At 52.1% G+C, this 20464-nt stretch carries 21 protein-coding genes; 8 read left to right on the top strand and 13 right to left on the bottom strand.

The genetic code is table 11. From position 1 onward, the window contains the following. Positions 1–142: 142 nt before the first annotated feature. The 6 genes from ruvB to aspS all read right to left on the bottom strand — a co-directional run bounded on the left by ruvB (position 143) and on the right by aspS (position 5626). Positions 143–1147: a Holliday junction branch migration DNA helicase RuvB gene (ruvB, locus tag ACQKDS_RS18330; protein ID WP_399673322.1), complete on the bottom strand. Its 1005-nt coding sequence runs from the start codon at positions 1145–1147 to the stop codon at positions 143–145. A 20-nt stretch (positions 1148–1167) separates the two neighbouring features. Beyond that, positions 1168–1782: a Holliday junction branch migration protein RuvA gene (gene ruvA, locus ACQKDS_RS18335; protein ID WP_399673324.1), complete on the bottom strand. Its 615-nt coding sequence runs from the start codon at positions 1780–1782 to the stop codon at positions 1168–1170. A 242-nt stretch (positions 1783–2024) separates the two neighbouring features. Next, on the bottom strand, positions 2025–2546 hold the full coding sequence (gene ruvC / locus ACQKDS_RS18340) for a crossover junction endodeoxyribonuclease RuvC (RefSeq protein WP_399673326.1): 522 nt from the start codon (positions 2544–2546) through the stop codon (positions 2025–2027). Between the two features lie 73 nt (positions 2547–2619). Continuing rightward, positions 2620–3363: a YebC/PmpR family DNA-binding transcriptional regulator gene (locus ACQKDS_RS18345; RefSeq protein WP_399673328.1), complete on the bottom strand. Its 744-nt coding sequence runs from the start codon at positions 3361–3363 to the stop codon at positions 2620–2622. Between the two features lie 23 nt (positions 3364–3386). Beyond that, positions 3387–3833: a dihydroneopterin triphosphate diphosphatase gene (gene nudB / locus ACQKDS_RS18350; RefSeq protein WP_399673330.1), complete on the bottom strand. Its 447-nt coding sequence runs from the start codon at positions 3831–3833 to the stop codon at positions 3387–3389. Further along, the gene (aspS, locus tag ACQKDS_RS18355; protein WP_399673332.1) at positions 3833–5626 is read right to left on the bottom strand and encodes an aspartate--tRNA ligase; all 1794 of its coding nucleotides are present in this window, start codon (positions 5624–5626) and stop codon (positions 3833–3835) included. Before aspS ends, nudB begins: the two co-directional genes overlap by 1 nt. 396 nt (positions 5627–6022) lie before the next feature. Between aspS and ACQKDS_RS18360 the strand changes: the two genes are divergently transcribed. The 5 genes from ACQKDS_RS18360 to cmoB all read left to right on the top strand — a co-directional run bounded on the left by ACQKDS_RS18360 (position 6023) and on the right by cmoB (position 9820). Beyond that, positions 6023–6607 (top strand): hydrolase, encoded by a 585-nt coding sequence (locus ACQKDS_RS18360; protein ID WP_399673334.1) that lies wholly within the window; start codon positions 6023–6025, stop codon positions 6605–6607. 58 nt (positions 6608–6665) lie between these two features. Next, a complete protein-coding gene (locus ACQKDS_RS18365) occupies positions 6666–7478 on the top strand; it encodes a DUF72 domain-containing protein (RefSeq protein ID WP_399673336.1) in 813 nt (270 codons plus the stop codon). A 103-nt stretch (positions 7479–7581) separates the two neighbouring features. Beyond that, positions 7582–7977 (top strand): MAPEG family protein, encoded by a 396-nt coding sequence (locus ACQKDS_RS18370; protein WP_399673339.1) that lies wholly within the window; start codon positions 7582–7584, stop codon positions 7975–7977. Positions 7978–8108: 131 nt separating this feature from the next. Next, on the top strand, positions 8109–8852 hold the full coding sequence (cmoA, locus tag ACQKDS_RS18375; RefSeq protein WP_399673341.1) for a carboxy-S-adenosyl-L-methionine synthase CmoA: 744 nt from the start codon (positions 8109–8111) through the stop codon (positions 8850–8852). Beyond that, complete coding sequence (gene cmoB, locus ACQKDS_RS18380) at positions 8849–9820, top strand: tRNA 5-methoxyuridine(34)/uridine 5-oxyacetic acid(34) synthase CmoB (protein WP_399673343.1); 972 nt, start codon at positions 8849–8851, stop codon at positions 9818–9820. The genes cmoA and cmoB overlap by 4 nt, the downstream gene beginning before the upstream one ends. Before the next feature lie 136 nt (positions 9821–9956). Here the strand turns inward: cmoB and ACQKDS_RS18385 are convergent, their stop codons facing one another. After that, entirely contained in the window at positions 9957–10319 is a 363-nt protein-coding gene (locus ACQKDS_RS18385) for a hypothetical protein (RefSeq protein ID WP_399673345.1), read from the bottom strand. A 210-nt stretch (positions 10320–10529) separates the two neighbouring features. Beyond that, positions 10530–11288, bottom strand: a complete 759-nt coding sequence (gene cutC / locus ACQKDS_RS18390) for a copper homeostasis protein CutC (protein WP_399673347.1) — start codon at positions 11286–11288, stop codon at positions 10530–10532. 101 nt (positions 11289–11389) lie between these two features. On the opposite strand from cutC, the gene ACQKDS_RS18395 reads away from it, so the two are divergent. Then, positions 11390–12538, top strand: coding sequence for a MalY/PatB family protein (locus tag ACQKDS_RS18395; protein ID WP_399673349.1), 1149 nt, complete (start codon positions 11390–11392; stop codon positions 12536–12538). Here the strand turns inward: ACQKDS_RS18395 and ACQKDS_RS18400 are convergent. After that, on the bottom strand, positions 12535–13098 hold the full coding sequence (locus ACQKDS_RS18400; protein ID WP_399673351.1) for a VOC family protein: 564 nt from the start codon (positions 13096–13098) through the stop codon (positions 12535–12537). The genes ACQKDS_RS18395 and ACQKDS_RS18400 overlap by 4 nt on opposite strands. Positions 13099–13909: 811 nt before the next feature. Here ACQKDS_RS18400 and argS point away from each other — a divergent pair. Beyond that, complete coding sequence (gene argS, locus ACQKDS_RS18405) at positions 13910–15640, top strand: arginine--tRNA ligase (protein WP_399673353.1); 1731 nt, start codon at positions 13910–13912, stop codon at positions 15638–15640. Positions 15641–16041: 401 nt separating this feature from the next. On the opposite strand, the gene murJ is transcribed toward argS, so the two are convergent. From murJ to rimJ, 4 genes are all read right to left on the bottom strand, one after another. After that, positions 16042–17577, bottom strand: coding sequence for a murein biosynthesis integral membrane protein MurJ (murJ, locus tag ACQKDS_RS18410; protein WP_399673355.1), 1536 nt, complete (start codon positions 17575–17577; stop codon positions 16042–16044). A 106-nt stretch (positions 17578–17683) separates the two neighbouring features. Then, positions 17684–18619, bottom strand: a complete 936-nt coding sequence (locus ACQKDS_RS18415) for a Gfo/Idh/MocA family protein (protein WP_399673357.1) — start codon at positions 18617–18619, stop codon at positions 17684–17686. Next, entirely contained in the window at positions 18612–19259 is a 648-nt protein-coding gene (locus ACQKDS_RS18420) for a YceH family protein (protein ID WP_399673359.1), read from the bottom strand. Before ACQKDS_RS18420 ends, ACQKDS_RS18415 begins: the two co-directional genes overlap by 8 nt. Before the next feature lie 10 nt (positions 19260–19269). Continuing rightward, a complete protein-coding gene (gene rimJ, locus ACQKDS_RS18425; protein ID WP_399673406.1) occupies positions 19270–19854 on the bottom strand; it encodes a ribosomal protein S5-alanine N-acetyltransferase in 585 nt (194 codons plus the stop codon). A gap of 295 nt (positions 19855–20149) precedes the next feature. On the opposite strand from rimJ, the gene ACQKDS_RS18430 reads away from it, so the two are divergent. Continuing rightward, positions 20150–20395, top strand: a complete 246-nt coding sequence (locus ACQKDS_RS18430; protein ID WP_399673361.1) for a hypothetical protein — start codon at positions 20150–20152, stop codon at positions 20393–20395. The last annotated feature ends 69 nt before the right edge of the window (positions 20396–20464 follow it).

A 20464-nucleotide genomic window follows, 5' to 3' on the forward strand; every position in this document is an offset into this window, starting at 1 on the left:
AACTGTTTTAACAAATCAAAAGGGGTTTTTATAACTGGCTCAAAGCTGAAAGCTTTACTGAACCCCCAGCCTAGCTGGGGGTTTTCTGCGCACAATAAATGGGCGCAAAAGAGTGCGCCCATTTATGGATCCTTCTGGTTGATTACCCTTCTTTTTCAATACCAAAGTGCTTATAGGCATGATTAGTCGCCATACGGCCACGCGGTGTGCGCTGAATAAATCCCTGTTGGATCAAGAAGGGTTCGATGACATCTTCAATGGTTTCACGCTCTTCGCCAATGGCAGCCGCCAGATTATCCAAACCCACCGGCCCTCCGGTAAATTTATCAATAATCGCCAGCAGCAATTTGCGATCCATATAGTCAAAACCTTCGGCATCCACGTTCAGCATATTCAACGCCTGTGCCGCAATGTCGCCGTTGATCGCACCATCTGCCCGCACTTCAGCGAAATCACGCACGCGGCGCAGCAAACGGTTGGCGATACGCGGTGTCCCACGCGCGCGACGCGCAATCTCATGCGCACCATCCGCCGACAGGCTTAGCCCCAAGCAACTGGCGCTACGCGAAACAATATGTTCTAGATCTGCGACCTGATAAAATTCCAACCGCTGAACAATACCAAAACGATCGCGTAATGGCGAAGTCAGTGATCCCGCACGGGTGGTGGCGCCCACCAAGGTAAACGGCGGTAAATCGAGTTTAATCGAGCGCGCCGCTGGCCCCTCACCAATCATGATATCGAGTTGATAATCCTCCATCGCCGGATACAGCACTTCTTCCACCACCGGCGACAAACGGTGAATTTCGTCGATAAACAACACATCGTGGGGTTCGAGGTTAGTCAGCATTGCCGCTAAATCGCCCGCCTTTTCCAGCACCGGCCCAGAGGTGGTGCGCAAATTGACGCCCATCTCGTTGGCGACAATATTTGCCAACGTCGTTTTCCCCAAGCCAGGAGGCCCAAAGATCAGCAGGTGATCCAACGCATCGCCACGCTGTTTTGCCGCCTGAATGAAAATTTCCATTTGCTCACGGACGTGAGGTTGGCCGACGTACTCCGTCAACAACTTGGGGCGAATAGCGCGGTCGAGCACCTCTTCTTCAGTGATCGGCTCGGCAGAAATCAGACGGTCAGCTTCAATCATGTTTTATCCTTTCCTGACGACTACAGCGCGGCACGCAATGCGTCGCGGATCAGGGTTTCACAATCCGCGCCAGCCTTGGCAATTTTACTCACCATGCGGCTAGCTTCCTGCGGTTTATACCCCAACGCCACCAGCGCCGAAGCGGCTTCAGATTCGGCATCGGCCTCTTGCGGATCTACCGCCGTCGCAGGCAGGCTAATTTCGCTACTGTTGTTGAACAGATCGCCGTTCAAGCCTTTGAAGCGATCCTTCATCTCTACCACCAACCGCTCGGCAGTCTTTTTGCCCACGCCCGGCAATTTCACCAGCGCCGTAATTTCTTCCCGTTCCACCGCACCCACAAACTGCTGCGCTGACATACCCGACAAAATAGCCAGCGCTAATTTCGGCCCCACGCCGTTCACTTTGATTAATTCACGAAACAGCGCGCGCTCTTGCTTATCATTGAAACCGTATAATAACTGTGCGTCTTCACGCACCACAAAATGGGTAAATACGATCGCTTCCTGCCCCAACTCTGGCAACTCATAGAAGCACGTCATTGGCATATGCACTTCATAACCGACACCGTTCGCTTCCAGCAAAACCAGCGGTGGCTGTTTTTCCAGAATATTACCTCTGAGACGACCTATCATTTACCCTCCTGCTTGGATTCTTATCGCGGCCAACAGCCTACGGTATCGCTAAGCTTATACCATAAAAAAGGCTGGATGAATATCCAGCCTCAAACTGCTGACAAAGCGAGTTATTAGGGAAAGCGTGGCGGTGGGACCGTCGTAGCGTAAGCCACCGGAGCGCCCCTCGCTACGCTAAGCCCGGATATCGCGAGCCATCAGGCGGCTTCGTCATCAAGCCTTAATTACCGCGCAGCCGCGCGTTAACGCAATCGCCCACGCGCCAAATTCAACCGCCCTTCACTCATGCGCAGCACGTTTTGGCTCAGGTGGCAGTGAGTAATCGCGATCGCCAACGCATCGGCGGCATCGGCCTGTGGGCTTGCGGAAAGCTTGAGCAGTGAACGCACCATATGTTGTACTTGGCTTTTATCCGCCGCACCGGTGCCGACCACCGTTTGCTTTACCTGACGCGCAGCGTATTCAAACACCTCGAGATTTTGGTTTACCGCGGCAACAATCGCAACGCCGCGCGCCTGGCCAAGTTTCAACGCCGAATCCGGGTTCTTGGCCATAAACACTTGCTCAATGGCAAAAAAATCAGGTTTGAACTGGGTGATAATCTCGCTGACACCGGCATAAATTAACTTCAACCGGGTTGGCATATCATCCACCACCGTGCGAATACAGCCGCTCGCCACATACGTCAGTTGACGGCCTTGCTGGCGGATCAGGCCATAACCGGTGATGCGTGAACCGGGATCGATACCGAGTATGATCGCCATTGCTACATCTGCTCCGTGTTAATCGCCAACATCGCCAGACGCTGCCAAACGGCAGCGCCATCTCTCACTGACATTACAGCGTCGCCGCCACCTCGTCAGAGATCTCACCGTTGTGATAAACCTCTTGCACGTCATCACAATCTTCCAACATGTCGATCAGACGCAGCAACTTCGGAGCGGTTTCTTCATCCATATCCGCTTTAGTTGATGGAATCATGGAGACTTCTGCCGCTTCAGCGCTGAAACCTGCCGCCGTCAACGCATCTTTCACTTCACCCAGGTTTTCCCATGCGGTGAACACATCGATCGCGCCGTCGTCATACGTCACAATATCTTCCGCACCCGCTTCCAGCGCAGCTTCCATTACCGCATCTTCATCCAGACCCGGTGCATAGGTGATCACGCCTTTTTTGGTAAACAGGTAAGCCACCGAGCCATCGGTACCCAAGTTACCGCCACATTTGGTGAAAGCATGACGCACTTCAGCCACGGTGCGGTTACGGTTATCACTCAGGCAATCGATCATGATCGCCGTACCGCCAGGGCCGTAACCTTCGTAAATGATGGTTTCCATGTTGCTGTCGTCTTCACCACCGACACCGCGCGCAATAGCACGGTTCATGGTGTCACGCGTCATATTGTTAGACAGCGCTTTATCCATCGCCGCGCGCAGACGCGGGTTAGAATCGGGATCGCCACCGCCTAACTTCGCCGCCGTTACCAACTCACGGATGATCTTGGTGAAAATCTTACCGCGCTTGGCATCCTGAGCCGCTTTGCGGTGCTTGGTGTTGGCCCATTTACTGTGACCTGCCATAAAAATATCTCCAAAAATAAAGTCTACTGGACTGAATTAATCACAAACTCTTCAATCGCCTGCTGATTGCTCCACGACTTGGTTAATTTCACGGCGTCTGCCGCCTCAAGCCATTGATAAGCATGATGCTCGGTAATGACCGGATCGCGCTCCTCGGGCAGTGCCAGACAGAACCAGTGCTCTTTATTACGCGTGGTTCCCGGCGCATAGCGATGTCGCAAATGGACAAAGAGTTCAAATTCCACACAGCGTTGGCAATCTAGCAACGGCAGATTCTCTGCGTCGATATCGATGCCGACCTCTTCCATGACTTCACGCCGCGCGGCACACGGCGGCGACTCACCGAGCTCTAGGCTGCCGGTAACAGACTGCCAGAACTCGGTGTCATCGCGCCGTTGTAACATCAGCACCCGACCACTGGAACGCGCGTAAATCACTACCAGAATAGATTCGGGACGCTTGTAATTCATTACACGCTCTCTGCGTTTGAATCGTCGGAAGCGGCTTTCTTGACCACGCTGATGGCAAGCTCTTGCAACGCCGCAGGGTTGGCGAAGCTAGGTGCATCGGTCATCAGGCAAGCGGCAGCGGTGGTTTTCGGGAAGGCGATAACGTCGCGGATGTTATCCGTACCGGTTAACAACATCACCAGACGGTCTAAACCAAAGGCCAGACCCGCATGCGGCGGCGTACCGTACTTCAACGCATCCAACAGGAAGCCAAACTTCTCACGCTGTTCGTGCTCATTGATGCCAAGAATGCCAAACACGGTCTGTTGCATTTCGCTGCGGTGGATACGCACAGAGCCCCCGCCCACTTCATAGCCGTTAACGACCATATCGTAGGCGTTAGCGATCGCAGACGTCGGATCGTTAGCCAACTCTTGTGGTGCCATATCGCGCGGCGCAGTGAATGGATGGTGCATGGCGGCCAACCCGCCTTCGCCGTCCTCTTCGAACATTGGGAAATCAACCACCCACAGCGGCGCCCATGCATCCAGCTTGGTCAGTTGTAGATCACGCCCCAACTTCAGTCGCAACGCGCCCAGCGCATCAGTAACGATTTTGCCGCTATCTGCACCAAAGAACAGAATGTCGCCGGTTTGCGCATCAGTACGCGCCAGAATAGCCTCTAATACCTCTGCAGTGAGGAATTTGGCAATCGGGCTTTGCACGCCATCCATGCCCGCCGCACGGTCATTCACCTTCAGCCAGGCCAGGCCTTTGGCACCGTAAATATTAACAAACGCCCCGTACTCGTCGATCTGCTTACGCGTCAACTGCGCGCCACCCGGCACACAAATCGCTGCCACGCGGCCTTTGGCATCGTTGGCTGGGCCAGAGAAGACTTTGAACTCAACGTCTTTAACCAGATCGGCGACGTCCACCAGCTCCAACGGGTTACGCAGATCCGGTTTGTCAGAGCCATAGCGACGCATCGCTTCGGCGAAGGTCATGATCGGGAAGTTGCCAAGGTCCACACCCTTCACGTCTTGCCACAGTTCGCGCACCAATTGTTCCATCACGTCACGCACCTGCTCAGCGGTCATGAAGGAGGTTTCGACGTCGATCTGGGTGAATTCAGGCTGGCGATCGGCGCGCAAGTCTTCGTCACGGAAACACTTAACGATTTGATAATAACGATCGAAGCCAGACATCATTAACAACTGTTTAAACAGCTGCGGCGACTGCGGCAACGCATAAAACTTGCCTTTATGCACCCGGCTTGGCACCAGATAATCACGTGCGCCTTCCGGTGTGGCTTTGGTCAGCATCGGGGTTTCGATATCCAGGAAGCCATGATCGTCCATAAAACGCCGTACGAAACTGGTGATTTTGGCACGGGCTTTTAAACGATCGGCCATGTCAGGACGACGCAGATCCAGATAGCGGTATTTCAGGCGCGCTTCTTCGCTGTTGGTTTGATTCGAGTCCAGCGGCAATGGCTCTGAACGGTTGATAATCTCCAGCGCGTGAGCAAAAACTTCCACTTGCCCTGTCGCCATCTCTTTATTGATCTGGCTAGCGGGACGCGCACGCACGGTGCCAACAATCTGAATGCAGAACTCATTGCGCAGCTCAAACGCTTTGTCGAATGCGGTTTTTTGGTCTGGATCGAAGAACACCTGCACGATGCCTTCGCGGTCACGCATATCAATGAAGATCAGGCCGCCTAAATCACGACGACGATTGACCCAACCGCACAACGTCACTTCTTGACCCACGTGAGACAGATTCAACTGCCCGCAATATTCAGTACGCATACGCTATCCTTTTACTCAGCCGATGCCGCGCCAGAGTCATTATTGCTCTGTCCGCTGCTGTTATCCGACGATCGCTTATTTTCCGCATTGAACGCTGCCATGAAGCATCTCAGGATGCCCAGACATCGTCGTCAATCGGCAAGGTCGTAGGATTAAAGAGTGTTGAAAAAAGGCGGCTATTATAAAGGAAATTCGTCCGCCCGATAAGTGCGAACACAGCATTGTTGTTCCACTAAATGCCGCGTTTTTACCCGAATCAACACATTGATTAACAAATTCCCCATTAACAACCGCTGGAATTTTCACGTAGCCTGCGATCGTGCGCTGTCGAAATAGCGTAATTTTACCGCCCTCCGCATTGCTGATGAGGGCGATTATTGACGAGATGACTTCCCTATGTTGAAAATTGATAGCAAAACGACCGCGTTGGTTGTGATCGATCTGCAAAACGGCATTCTACCCTTTGCGGGTGGCCCACACGCTGCCGAACAGGTCGTCAACCACGCAGCCCAGTTGGCTGGCCGCTTTCGTGCGATGAATGCCCCAGTGATCTTCGTACGCGTTGGCTGGTGCGATTCATTCGCTGATGCCCTGAAACAGCCCGTTGATGCGCCTACGCCAACACCGGTGGATGGGCTGCCGGATGATTGGTGGACTTTCCCCGACGCCCTCGCCGTCACCGACCGCGACATTGTCATCACCAAACGTCAGTGGGGCGCTTTCTACGGCACCGATCTTGAGCTGCAACTGCGCCGTCGCGGTATTAACACGCTGGTATTGGGCGGTATTGCCACCAATATCGGCGTGGAATCCACTGCACGTGTAGCATGGGAACTGGGTTTTGAACTGGTGATCGCCGAAGACATGTGCAGCGCCCAAAACAGTGAGATGCATCAGTTTGCCTTCCAGCATATCTTCCCTCGGCTGGCTCGAGTGCGCAGTACGCGCGAAATTGTTGCCGCGCTGTCAGTCACACGCTAACGTAGACGTTATTTTTTATGCTGCCCTGCGGGGCAGCCAATCGATCATGAAGGCGCTGATGTATATCGGATTACCGCAATGGCAACACCCATCATGGAACCGCATCGGGCTACGCGATTTGGCAGATTACAGCCGCTACTTTAACTGTGTAGAAGGCAATACCACTTTTTACGCATTGCCAAAAGGGGAGATCGTTCAACGCTGGCGCGCGATGACCGACGATCATTTCCGTTTCTGCTTTAAGTTTCCCGCTGATATTAGCCATAAAGCTGCGCTGCGTAATTGCACAGCAGATATTCTGGCGTTTTATCATTGCCTGACGCCAATCCATCAGCGCATCGGTCAATTATGGCTACAATTACCGGCGACGTTTGGCCCGAGTCAATTGCCAACAATGTGGGCGTTTTTCGACGCATTACCGACCGACTTCACCTACGGCGTTGAAGTCCGACATCCTGCGTTTTTCGCCAAGGGTGACGAGGAACGGCAACTGAATCAGGGGCTGCAACAGCGCGGTATCAACCGAGTCATGCTCGACAGCCGCCCGGTGCATCACGCGGCTCCCCACAGCCCAGCGGTGCGTGATGCGCAACAGAAAAAGCCCAAACTGCCTGTACATGCCGTGGCCACCGCCGACAACCCGTTGGTTCGCTTTATCGGCGGTGATGTGTTAGCAGACAACTTACGCTGGTTCGTGCCTTGGCAACAGAAACTGTCGGACTGGCAACATCGTCAACCTTATCTATTCATTCATACCCCAGATAATGGCGACTCCCCGCAACAGGCACAAAAAATTTGGCAACAACTGCGGCAGGGAATCCCCGCATTACCCGCGCCACCAAGCTGGCCGGAGCAGAACTCACTGTTTTAACCAATTAATCTGATCAATAACATCAGATTTTTCACCGAGACAGTCAGGCTAATGCCAGTTATTATGCCCGCTGCCAGTTTTGGTTAGAGAATGGAGTTAAATAATGGTAAGCGCGCTTTATGTGGTGCTCGGCGCATTGTTGTTGATTAAACTCTCTTATGACGTAGTCAGACTCAGGATGCAGTATCGTGTCGCTTACGGCGACGGCGGTTTCTATGAGTTGCAGACGGCTATCCGTGTGCACGGCAACGCCGTTGAATACATTCCTATCGCCGCCGTTTTACTGGTGCTGATGGAGATGAACGGTACCGCCATCTGGATGATTCATCTTTGTGGCCTGATGTTGATGAGCGGACGCTTGGTTCATTATTACGGCCTGCGCAACCGTGAAGTAAGCTGGCGCCGTTCCGGCATGTCTGCCACTTACATTTCGTTGATCTTAATGATACTGGCAAATATCTACTATCTGCCTTGGGATCTTATCTTCAGTCTGCACTGATTGCTTATCCCCCGGGCGGCTTCGCCGCCTGTTTACGCCGCTCCCCTGCTCTTCAACCATCAATATATGACCTGGATTGTGGTTATCTGCTAGAATACGCCGCTCCGAATTCTGACCTGATTTTTGCCGTTATGCCAAACCGCGATTCTTTGTTTTCCGCCCCGATCGCCAAACTGGGCGATTGGACCTTCGACGAACGCGTTGCTGAAGTGTTTCCTGACATGATCCAACGCTCCGTTCCCGGCTATTCCAACATCATTTCGATGATTGGCATGCTGGCTGAGCGTTTTGTTCAGCCGAATAGCCTCGTTTACGATCTGGGGTGCTCGCTTGGCGCGGCGACGCTGTCGATGCGGCGCAACATCGGCGTCGAGGGCTGCAAAATTATCGCCATTGACAACTCTCCGGCCATGGTTGAACGCTGCCGTCGCCATATTGACGCTTTCCGCGCTGATACGCCGGTTGAGGTCATTGAGGCGGATATTCTCGATATCAATATCGAGAACGCCTCCATGGTAGTGCTGAACTTTACCCTGCAATTTCTTGAACCAGCCGATCGGTTACGCCTACTTAAACAGGTTTATGCCGGCTTGCGCCCAGGCGGCGCATTAGTGTTATCAGAGAAATTCAGTTTTGAAGACCAAGACGTGGGCGAACTGCTGTTCAACATGCATCACGACTTCAAACGTGCCAACGGCTACAGCGAGCTGGAGATCAGCCAAAAGCGCAGCATGTTGGAAAACGTGATGTTGACCGACTCGGTGGAAACGCATAAAGCACGACTGAAACAGGCAGGCTTCGAGCATGCGGAAGTGTGGTTCCAATGCTTTAATTTCGGTTCGCTGATCGCATTGAAGTCTGGAGAGTGCGCATGATTGAGTTCGGTGATTTTTATCAACACATTGCCAAAAGCCCGCTCAGCCATTGGCTAGACACCTTGCCAGCACAACTCAGCGCCTGGCAGCGTGAATCACTACACGGCAAATTCAAGCAGTGGTTTAATTCGGTAGAACATCTGCCACTGCTGACGCCGAGCAAACTGGATTTGCTCAACGGTGTGCATGCCGAGATGGATCCCCCACTGTCTGCCGGCCAACGCGAAGGCATTGAAAAAATGCTGCGTACCTTGATGCCGTGGCGCAAAGGGCCATTTTCCCTGTACGGCATTGATATTGAAACCGAATGGCATTCAGACTGGAAATGGGAACGCGTGTTACCGCACATTTCCCCGCTGGCAGGCCGCACCGTATTAGACGTGGGCTGTGGCAGTGGTTATCACATGTGGCGCATGCTGGGTGCCGGTGCACACTTTGTGGTCGGTATCGACCCAATGCAACTCTTCCTGTGCCAATTTGAAGCGGTACGCAAACAGCTGGGCGGCGATCAGCGCGCCCATCTGTTGCCACTCGGCATTGAGCAACTGCCTGAGTTGGCCGCGTTCGATACCGTATTCTCAATGGGCGTGTTGTATCATCGCCGTTCGCCGCTGGACCATTTATACCAATTGAAAAACCAACTGGTGCGCGAAGGTGAGCTGGTACTGGAAACTTTAGTGGTGGAAGGCGATCGTCATCAGGTATTAGTGCCGGGCGATCGTTACGCCCAAATGCGTAACGTTTACTTTATTCCATCAACCGAGGCGTTGAAGTGTTGGCTGGAAAAATGCGGCTTTGTTGACGTGAAAGTGGCGGATATCAGCGTTACCAGCACCGAAGAGCAGCGCCGTACCGGCTGGATGACCAGCGAATCATTGGCGGAGTTTCTCGATCCGGACGATCGCAGTAAAACCCTTGAAGGCTACCCGGCGCCGCGCCGCGCGGTGTTGATAGCCAGAAAACCCTAACCGTAGACCCAGCCCTGCGGTGGCTGGTGGCTATCATCAGCCACGGTAATGATTAACGTAAAGCGGCCTCGACCGAATAGGTCGAGGGCGTACATATTACAAAAAGCCTTTATTTAGTTTATTAAAATAGAAAATATTAATCGAGTGGTCTTTCTGAATGTACGGTTGGATAACCATTAGGCAAAGTGTAAGCTTTAAGAGCATCATATTCATCAAAAGGATAATTCCCGAAAGGATGCCGACAGGTTACCGTACCATTCTGTTTAGGGATTGATAACGGTTGCAGAGCTCGACTCGCCACATAATATTCACCATCGGTAAGGTCTAGAAAGTACACGTCATAAGCTACAGATATAGTATGCGTGCCATCCGTTTCAATATTATAAGAAAGAGCAGATGTGAACCAGCCAGCCTGTAATTTCACGTAATTCTCTTCAACCGTTTCGCCATCTTTAGCGAAAAATAGACTTTGGATGACACGTGTTGGTACTTTTTTCATAAACAATCTCCTTGTGGTTTTAACAGCGGTTGCTGTGAGAACAATATCCACAATTTTAGAGTGCCTATAAAACCATACCCGTTGTGCCTCCACCAGCAGACTGCATCGAAAAATAAAAAGTGTTTACGCGTGCTGTTTGGCAATAAAAAAGCCCCGATAAGGTATCGAGGCTGAGTCTTAAGTATTTACGCGAGTGCGAATATTGCTCGCTCAGGCGCTCTGCGCCAGCGGATCGACCAAGGCCAACGCGTTTTTCATCGCCTCGACCATGTCGCCGTCAACACAATAGTGACTGAACTCATCAAATTCGTTATCTGCGCACATCGTTACGCCCGCCTTGCGGTAGCGCATGGTCGATGGCACGGTATGCCCCGACGAGCTGTGCAATTCCCGAATGCCGATATCGACAAATTTATGCAGGTTGCTCAAACGTACGCCGGCACCGGCCATAATGATCGGGCCTTCGCTGGCGCGTTGCAAATCACGCAGTAACGGTATCCCCAACTCAGCGTTTTGCTGCTGGCCAGACGTCAAGATACGCGCTACGCCTAACTCAGTAAGTTGGTTGAGTGCCACCATAGGGTTTTGACACATATCAAACGCCCGATGGAAGGTAACCGCCATCTCTCCGCTCAGTTTCATGATCTCGCGCATACGGGGTAAATCGATATGCCCTTCATCATCCAGCATCCCGACCACCACCCCGGCAAAGCCCAAATCGCGCATTAATGAAATATCATTTTTGATCACTTCAAAATCGACGGCGGCGTAGCAAAAATCCCCGGCGCGCGGGCGCACAATCGGATGTACCGGGATCGTCACGCGTTCCCGCGCCACTAACAGTGAACCGTAACTGGGTGTTAACCCTCCTTCGCTTTGGCTTGAGCATAATTCTATGCGGTCGGCACCCGCGCGTTCAGCCGTCAGTGCGCAATCTACGCTATAGCAGCAAACTTCCAGTTTAATCATTGTCACCTCCGGATGACGGCTAAAATACATCCGCAGTTGTTAACGTCAGGGTTTCTGGCGTAGGCTCAACGCAACCGCGTGTAATCGATTTAAGGAACACTATGGCATTCAATTTTGATCAAGGGGTAGAACGCCGTCATAGCGGAAGCGTTAAGTGGGACAAATATCACGATCGTGACATTATTCCGCTGTGGGTCGCAGATACCGACTTCCAATCGCCACCCGCCGTGATCGATGCCTTGCAACAGCGAGTCGCGCACGGTGTGTTTGGCTATGGTCACCCCTCCGCTGAGCTGATTGCGATTTTCACCCGGCGCATGGTAGAGCGCTACGGCTGGCGCATCAAGCCCGAGTGGCTGGTTTTTTTGCCCGGTGTGGTTTGCGGTTTGAACCTTTGTGTACGAGCATTTACCGCCAATGGAGAAGTCACGCTGGCTCCCTCACCCATTTATCCACCATTTCGTCAAGCGGCCAAATATGCCGGACGCCGCCAATTGTCGATTCCGATGCAATTACAGCATCAGCGCTGGTTGCCGGATCTACAAGCCGCAACGGATCAACTCCGCGGCAATGAAAAACTGCTGCTGTTATGCAACCCACACAACCCCGGAGGTACCGTCTATCGCCCACAAGAATTGCTGGCACAGCACCAGTTCGCGCAAACTCACGGGCTGATTGTCTGTTCCGATGAAATTCATTGTGATTTGCTGCTGGAGCCGGGTCTGCAACATATTCCCTTTGTATCGCTGAATGAGGATGCCGCCCAGCGCAGCGTCACGTTGATGTCACCTTCCAAGACCTTTAACATTGCCGGACTGGGGGCATCTCTCGCTATTATCCCCAACCCACAACTCCGGCAAGCATTTTGCCGCGAACGCCGCGGGATAGTACCCAGCGTTGACATATTGGCATTGGTCGCGGCACAGGCCGCTTACCAACATGGACAAGCCTGGTTGGATCAACAGCTGGCTTATCTGCGTGCCAATCGTGATCTGGTGATAACGCAGATCAATGCCCTCCCCGGCATGCGCTTGCCGCCCATCGAAGCCACTTATCTGGCATGGATTGATTGCAGCGATTTACCCGTCGATAACCCACACGCATTTTTTGAACAGGCTGGCGTCGGGCTGAGCCCCGGGCTGGATTTCGGCGATCGGCGATATGTTCGGCTTAACTTTGGCTGCCAGCGTGCATTGCTGATTTGCGCACTGGATCGCATCGCGCACGCGGTTAACGCACTTCCCCATTAGCGACGTTCACTGGCGACAATATCGCGGATGGAATAGGGATGAAACTTGATGGTCACACTACCATCGGTAATCGCCAGCGTTGGATTCGGCAGACGTTCTCCCTCACCCTTTGGCGAACTTTGCTTTAGTTTGATACCCGGCGTCAGTAAGGCTTCATCAGGCATTAACGCCAGCGCGCGGGCGTACAAGGTTTCTGGATCACCACCGATCGCCAACTCGACATGCTCCCAGCCTTCATGCGGGTAACGTTTATCTCCGGGGAACGGCAGTTCCACACAATCGATGCACCAAGGCCCGAGTTCGATTGCGGTGCTCAGCGTAAACAAGCAAATCGGTCGACCATTAATCATCGCCTCTGACATCAGGCTACCGCACTGTAGTAACCCTTTGCGCCAACGTTCAGCAGTGGTGTTCTGGTGACAACGCACTGAAATGTGATCGGCAGTGAACTGCGCTAAATCCAGATGCAGCTTTGCAGCGAACGCTGTCAGGGCCTGTTCAAAGCGCGGTAAATCCAATGCCAGATCGTGTAATTCGGCAACGTTAGATAGGTTGGTCATAAAATTCTCACTGCAACATAAAAACATTTTCTGCCGCATAATTTACACTGCCGATGCCAGCATCGCCACTGCAAGTCAAGCGCTAGCCGCGCTAAACACCGCTCTGCCGAATAAAACAGCAATTTAGGCAAAGCGATTTATTGTCCACGCCAAACAGAAATATAATCGATGACAATTAACTAGGACTTTTCTTATTAAATTATTACTAATACTCCCTCAAATAAATCAGCGATAACTTTTTATTATTGATTCTGCTTCTCCTCATTCACTTTTATTATCAGCTTTGCAACCTTTGCCCTTTCTTTTGTTGCATTGATGTCTATTTTATGTAAAAAATATAAGATATCGATTTGTAAATAATGAGATTTTAACAAGAAAATATCGAGAGTTATCTTAAATTAATCCAGGTAAATTGCTTCAACCTAGCAATTAAGTTATTTTGAATTAATATTACAACAGAGATAATTCACCATGTTTCTTCTAACTGTATCGCTAATACTGGTTGTTATTGGTATTTATGCAATTTATCGTCATTTCAAAATACGCCGCGATAGTAGCTTAACAACACATCGTCGTTATAAAAAGCGCTAGCTTTTTTATTTCCGTTAATCTTTTTAAAGAATTAATTTATTTAATCTATTTTACAGACTATTTGGTGGTTATCGAGGCTCAGGTATTCGATCTGCCTCCACACTACGCCCTTGTTCAATCCGCGCCAACTGCTGACGCGGCGCATTCTATCGGTTACAATTGCGGACTGTTTCTGGAGGGACGCACCACGCGGCCCTCGTTCGTTATTTAAGGTATCCCGGTGAATATTCAGGCTCTTCTCTCAGAAAAAGTCAGCCAGGCGCTGATTGCCGCAGGCGCGCCTGCGGATTGCGAAGCTCAGGTTCGTCAGTCCGCCAAGGCGCAGTTTGGTGATTATCAGGCTAACGGCGTTATGTCCGTGGCCAAAAAACTCGGCATGCCCCCGCGACAACTGGCAGAAAAAGTGGTGGAACTGCTCGCGCTCGGCGATATCGCCAATAAAGTGGAGATCGCAGGACCGGGTTTCATCAACATTTTCCTAAACCCTGCCTGGGTCGCGCAGCAGGCCGATGCCGTGTTGCGTGCACCCAAGTTAGGAATCGCGCCGGTTGAACCACAAACCATCGTTATCGACTACTCAGCCCCCAACGTCGCAAAAGAAATGCATGTCGGCCATGTGCGCTCAACCATCATCGGTGATGCCGCAGCGCGTACACAAGAATTTCTCGGCCATAAAGTGATTCGCGCCAACCACGTCGGTGATTGGGGCACCCAGTTTGGTATGCTGATTGCCTATCTGGAAAAAATGCAGAATGAAAATGCCAGCGATATGGGCTTATCAGACCTTGAGAAGTTCTACCGTGAAGCGAAGAAAAACTACGATGAAGATGCCGAGTTCGCTGAGCGCGCCCGCAGTTATGTGGTCAAACTACAAGGCGGTGACCCATATTGCCTGACAATGTGGCGCAAACTGGTGAGCATCACTATGGCGCAGAACCAACTGGTGTATAACCGCCTCAATGTCACGCTGACCGAAGATGATGTGATGGGCGAAAGCCTGTACAACGCCATGCTGCCAGGCATCGTTGCCGATCTGAAAGCCAAAGGGCTGGCAGTGGAAAGCGAAGGCGCCACAGTGGTGTTCCTCGACGAGTACAAAAATAAAGATGGCGACCCGATGGGCGTTATCATCCAGAAGAAAGACGGCGGTTATTTGTATACCACCACCGACATCGCCTGTGCTAAGTATCGCTACGAAACGCTGGGTGCTGACCGAGTGCTTTACTACATCGATTCTCGCCAACACCAACACCTGATGCAAGCCTGGTCCATCGTGCGTAAAGCAGGCTATGTGCCGGAGTCCGTGTCGCTTGAGCACCACATGTTCGGCATGATGTTAGGGAAAGATGGTAAGCCATTCAAAACCCGTTCGGGCGGCACCATCAAACTGTCTGATCTGCTGGATGAAGCCATCGAGCGAGCAGAAAAGCTGATTGTCGAAAAAAATCCTGATATGCCAGCCGATGAACTGAAAAAGCTGGTCACGGCTGTTGGTATCGGTGCGGTGAAATACGCCGACCTGTCGAAAAGCCGTACCACTGACTACATCTTCGACTGGGACAATATGTTGTCGTTTGAAGGCAATACCGCACCGTATATGCAATATGCCTATACCCGAGTTGCATCGGTGTTCAAACGCGCAGGTATTGATGAAAGTACTCTGACAATGCCATTGGTGATGACCGAGGAGCGAGAAATCGCGCTCGCCACCCGCTTACTGCAGTTTGAAGAAATCATCACCGCGGTAGCCCGCGAAGGTACTCCGCATGTGATGTGTGCTTATCTGTACGATCTGGCGGGGCTGTTCTCCAGCTTCTACGAGCACTGCCAGATCCTGAATGCTGACAACGAAGAGGCGCGTCAAAGCCGTCTTAAACTGGCGCTGTTAACCGCCAAAACGCTGAAAACAGGGCTGGATACGTTAGGTATCGAAACCGTGGAACGCATGTAAGCCAGTTGAATGAAAGGGTTGCCGCTGCGACCCTTTCATTTTGTATGGCGTTTTGTCACCTCCACCGTCGGCTCAGCCTGCGCTTTATATTCAACACCCGCCAACAGCGGGCGCGGCGTGCCACGCCCCTACGGGGTTATGCCATCATGCGCTCACATGCCACCCGTGATAGCTACCATCGTAGTGGCCGGGCACGCCCAGCCAGTAATTTACGTCAACACCCGCCAACAGCGGGCGCGGCGTGCCACGCCCCTACGGAGTTATGCCATCATGCGCTCACATGCCATCCGTGATAACGGCCACCGTAGTGGCCGGGCATGCCCGGCCTGTGCTTTACATTCAACATCCGCCAATAATCAAGCGCGGTGTGCCACGCCCCTGAGGGCTTTTATAAAAGTGCGTTAAACCACGCGGCGCGCGAAGTCCCGCGGGCGGAAACCAAGCGCACCCAACACGCCAAAGTACGCCACGATGCCAGCTATCACCACCACCGACAGCCGCAGCAACCGCTCAAGCATGTTACCGTCGTCCCATGCTGGCATCAGCCATAATACCCCCACCAATACCGCAGACATTCCCACAACCGCCACAATCAGTTTAGTGAGGAACAGTGCCCAACCCGGCTGCGGTTGGAAAATATCCTGTTTACGCAATTGCCAATATAGCAATGATGCGTTCAGACAGGCCGCTAAGCCAATCGATAGCGATAGCCCGGCATGCTTCAGCGGGCCAATAAACGCCAGGTTCATCACCTGCGTCATAATCAGCGTTACAATAGCAATTTTCACCGGCGTCTTGATGTTCTGACGCGAATAAAAGCCCGGAGCTAACACCTTCACAACAATCAGCCCCATCAGCCCCACCGAATAAGCCACTAGCGCCCGTTGCGTCATGGCCGCATCAAACGCGGTAAACTTGCCATATTGAAACAGTGAAACGGTTAACGGTTTAGCGAGAATGCCTAACGCAACGGCGCTTGGTAGCGCCAGCAAGAAACACAGGCGCAACCCCCAATCCATTAACCGCGAATACTCATCCTGATTTCCGCTGGCAAAGCTTTTAGCCAGTGAGGGCAGCAAAATAGTCCCCAATGCGACACCCAACACGCCCGACGGAAACTCCATCAAACGATCGGCGTAATACATCCACGAAACGGAGCCTGATACCAAAAATGAGGCGAAAATAGTGTTAATGATCAGGGAGATTTGGCTCACTGACACCCCCAGGATCGCCGGCCCCATCTGGCGCAGAACGCGCCAAACGCCTGCATCGCGCAATTTAATGCGTGGCAATACCAACATACCAATCTTTTTCAAATGTGGCAGTTGATAGCCCAATTGCAGAACACCGCCGACCACCACAGCCCATGCCAGCGCCAGCACCGGCGGATTGAAATAGGGTGCTGCAAACAGCGCGAAGCCAATCATACTGACGTTAAGCAACGTCGGCGCAAACGCCGGAATCGAAAATCGGTTCCAGGTATTGAGAATCGCCCCCACCAAAGAGGCTAACGAAATCAGCAAAATATAAGGAAAAGTGATACGCAATAGCGATGAGGTCAGCGCAAATTTATCCGGTGTGTCAGCGAAACCCGGCGCGGTAATAAAGATAACCCACGGTGCCGCCAGCATTCCCAACACCGTCACAACGGCCAAGACCAAGGTTAGCAAACCAGAAACATACGCAACGAAGGTACGCGTCGCCTCTTCACCCTGCTGACTTTTATACTCCGCTAGGATCGGTACAAAAGCCTGCGAAAATGCCCCCTCGGCGAAAATTCGTCGCAGCAAATTTGGCAACTTGAACGCGACGAAGAAAGCATCCGTTGCCATACCGGCCCCAAAAACGCGTGCAACGATGGCATCACGCGCAAAGCCAAGCACCCGAGAAAACATCGTCATCGAGCTGACGGCTGCCAGTGATTTGAGTAGATTCATGTGGTTTGAATAATACCGTAGAATATCAACGCCTGCGGATGCAGGCGTCAGTGTAAAAAAGTGGCTTCAGTTTACGCATCCGCGACAGAATAGCCACCGCCAACTGTTACATCGCGTTACCTGACAACCCCGCATCGCGGAGCATTTTCTCGATCAACCGTTGGGCGACGATTGCCTGCTCACCGGACGTCTCTGGCATAGTCTGGTTACTCACCGACTCGATAAAATGCCGCACCGCACCGTCAAAACCGCGCTGTGTCAGTGTGGTCTGCCAACCGGGAGTCGGTTGCTCAACGATACCGTGGCGATCTTCACGCAGCCATTGACGCATGTCATTAAGCTGATATCGCGCGCCGTCGGTCACCGCCTGAATGCTTTCACGTTGGCTGCCCGCCCGCCGGTGCATGCTGGTAGTAACCAACGTATCACCGCATTGAAAATGATGCTCGGCGTACAGCATTTCGCCAGCCTCTGTCGCTTGCACACTACCGGTTATCGCCGCAGCCGTACCGCCACCAAGCCACAATGCGGTATCCACCACATGCAAATAGTCGTCCAGCAACGTAAAGCGCAAGCCATGCGGCCCGACGCTGTTGGCACGGTGTTTATCCATACGAATAGAGGCTGGGTACTGCATTTGCTGTTTCAACTGCCGATACAGCGGCGCGAAACGGCGGTTAAACCCTACCATCAGCGTTTTACCGCGCGCCTGTGCCAGCGCGATCAGTTGCTCACTTTGCGAGAGCGTTTCCGCCAAGGGTTTATCAACATAGACGTGTACCCCATATTCCAAGAGCTGCTTGACCACGGGAAAATGGCTGGCGGTGCTGCTGTGAACAAAAACCGCGTCGCACTGCTCGGCCAGCAGATCCAAACGAGAGAAACGCGCCATACGGTAACTGTCACATACCTGCTGCGCTTTTTGTTGATTAGGAGAAAAACCGCCCACCAATTGCCACTCTGCCGCCTGACTGAGAATCGGCAAATAGGCTTTTTGCGCAATCCCACCAAGCCCGACCACGCCAATACGTAATTTATTCATCGCCGCCCCGCGCAATCAACTGTTGCAGTTGCTGTTTTAAGCTGGCAACTTCTAATTCCAGCACGGCGACACGTTCACTTAATGGCCCCTCATACACCGCACCCTCGCCTTGCAGCGCTACGGATTCCGTCGCACCGCTGAATAAATGCATAAACCGGCTTTCGCGCTTACCGGCTTCACGAGCCAATCGCTCGACAAATGGCCCGTCTTCACGCACGGTGAGTTGTTGTAATGTCTGCTCTACTTCGCCAACGTCGCTGAAATCATGCATTCGCGCAGCACGCGTACGTAATTCACCGGGAGTTTGTGCACCACGCAATAGCAACGTGGCGATCAGCGCTAATTCAGCGGGAGACAGTTTAAGCTGGCCAAATTCAGAGTTGCAAAAGCGCTGTTCGTATTTCACCACGCGGTTACCAAAACCACTCAGCGTACGTAAGAAGTGTTTCTTTAGTAGCAGATCGAGCGTTTGCTGTACGTCACTTTCGCTCAGTTCCATCACCGGTTCGCGGTTGGTTTTTTGATTACAAGCCAGCGTAATGGCATTGAGAGACAACGGATATTGATCGGGAGTGGTAACCTGTTTTTCCAACAGGCAGCCAATCACTCGCGCTTCTTTCGCGCTTAAATCGTATTTCATTTTTCTGACCTCAGCGTGGCGGTAGCCATTCTTTATTGGTTAACGCGGTCAATATATGATCCTGCCACTGCCCGTTGATGAGCAGATAATCCTTGGCGTAGCCTTCACGTTCAAACCCAAGCCGGGTAAGTAATGCCCCACTGCGATGATTATGCGGCATATAGTTCGCCATAATGCGATGCATACGCTGCTGACGCAGCATATAACGGTTGGCCGTTTGCAACGCCTCGTACATCAGGCCCTGCCCTTGCCATTTTTGCCCCAGCGAATAACCCAGAAAACAGGCGTGAAACGAACCGCGCATAACATTACTGAAATTGGCGACCCCACGAACCTGTGTTTCATCGTGATCGAGCAGAATAAAATAGTAAGCGCTGCCCTGTTTTTGCATTTCAGTGATCATACCTAGACGCGCCTGCCAGCCCGAAGGATAGCAGTGGCTCTCGTCACGCACCGGTTCCCACGGTTTAAGGAATGCGCGGTTTTCGGCATAATAATCTGCCAACCGATACGCATCGCGCTCATGCACTAAACGGACAACCAATCGGTCGGTGGTAAGACGTACTTTTGGTGATGCAGAGCGATAGCCGAACATCATTTCCCCCGCTGTCAGAACGGTTCGATAGAAAGAGAGTGATACACCGCCGGAACAGAGATTCATCGCGAAATAGCGGGTAGCGTTATTTTTCATCGGCTGGCGTAGAACCGCACTTGCCCTGCGTTAATATAACCGTAGCCTGCCCCGTAGGTAAAATTTACCCGCTCAGTAAATCATCATTCGGCGTGATTTTTGTTTTTTGCCGGTGTTCTTGCCATCGTGTTGTCTGCATGCTCTGCTTTTCGTGATAGCTGCTATTCTGATAGTGAAAATATCAATAGGAGTTGTTGGCATGTCAGAAACAAACTTACCGCAATTATTAGAACATATGGTACTGAATTTGCGCATGATCTATGCGCGCTCAACCCTGATGGAGAAGGCGCTGGCGCATATTCTTGCCGATAACACCACGCTAAAGAACGATGTGATTAAGCAATTACAAATGGTCAGTGCCACTACCGAGCGCGATAAAATCGATTTAGAACAGGCACGCATACATTTAATTGAAGTGATCAATGCCGCTCCAGCCAAAAAATAATGCCCAACTGCCCGCGTTGATCGCGGGCTAGATCACATTACGCATCTTCCAACAAGAAAGCCGTGTGGC

This window comes from Serratia sp. NPDC078593, from assembly GCF_050268245.1.
In the GTDB taxonomy this organism is placed as follows: domain Bacteria; phylum Pseudomonadota; class Gammaproteobacteria; order Enterobacterales; family Enterobacteriaceae; genus JBNNGK01.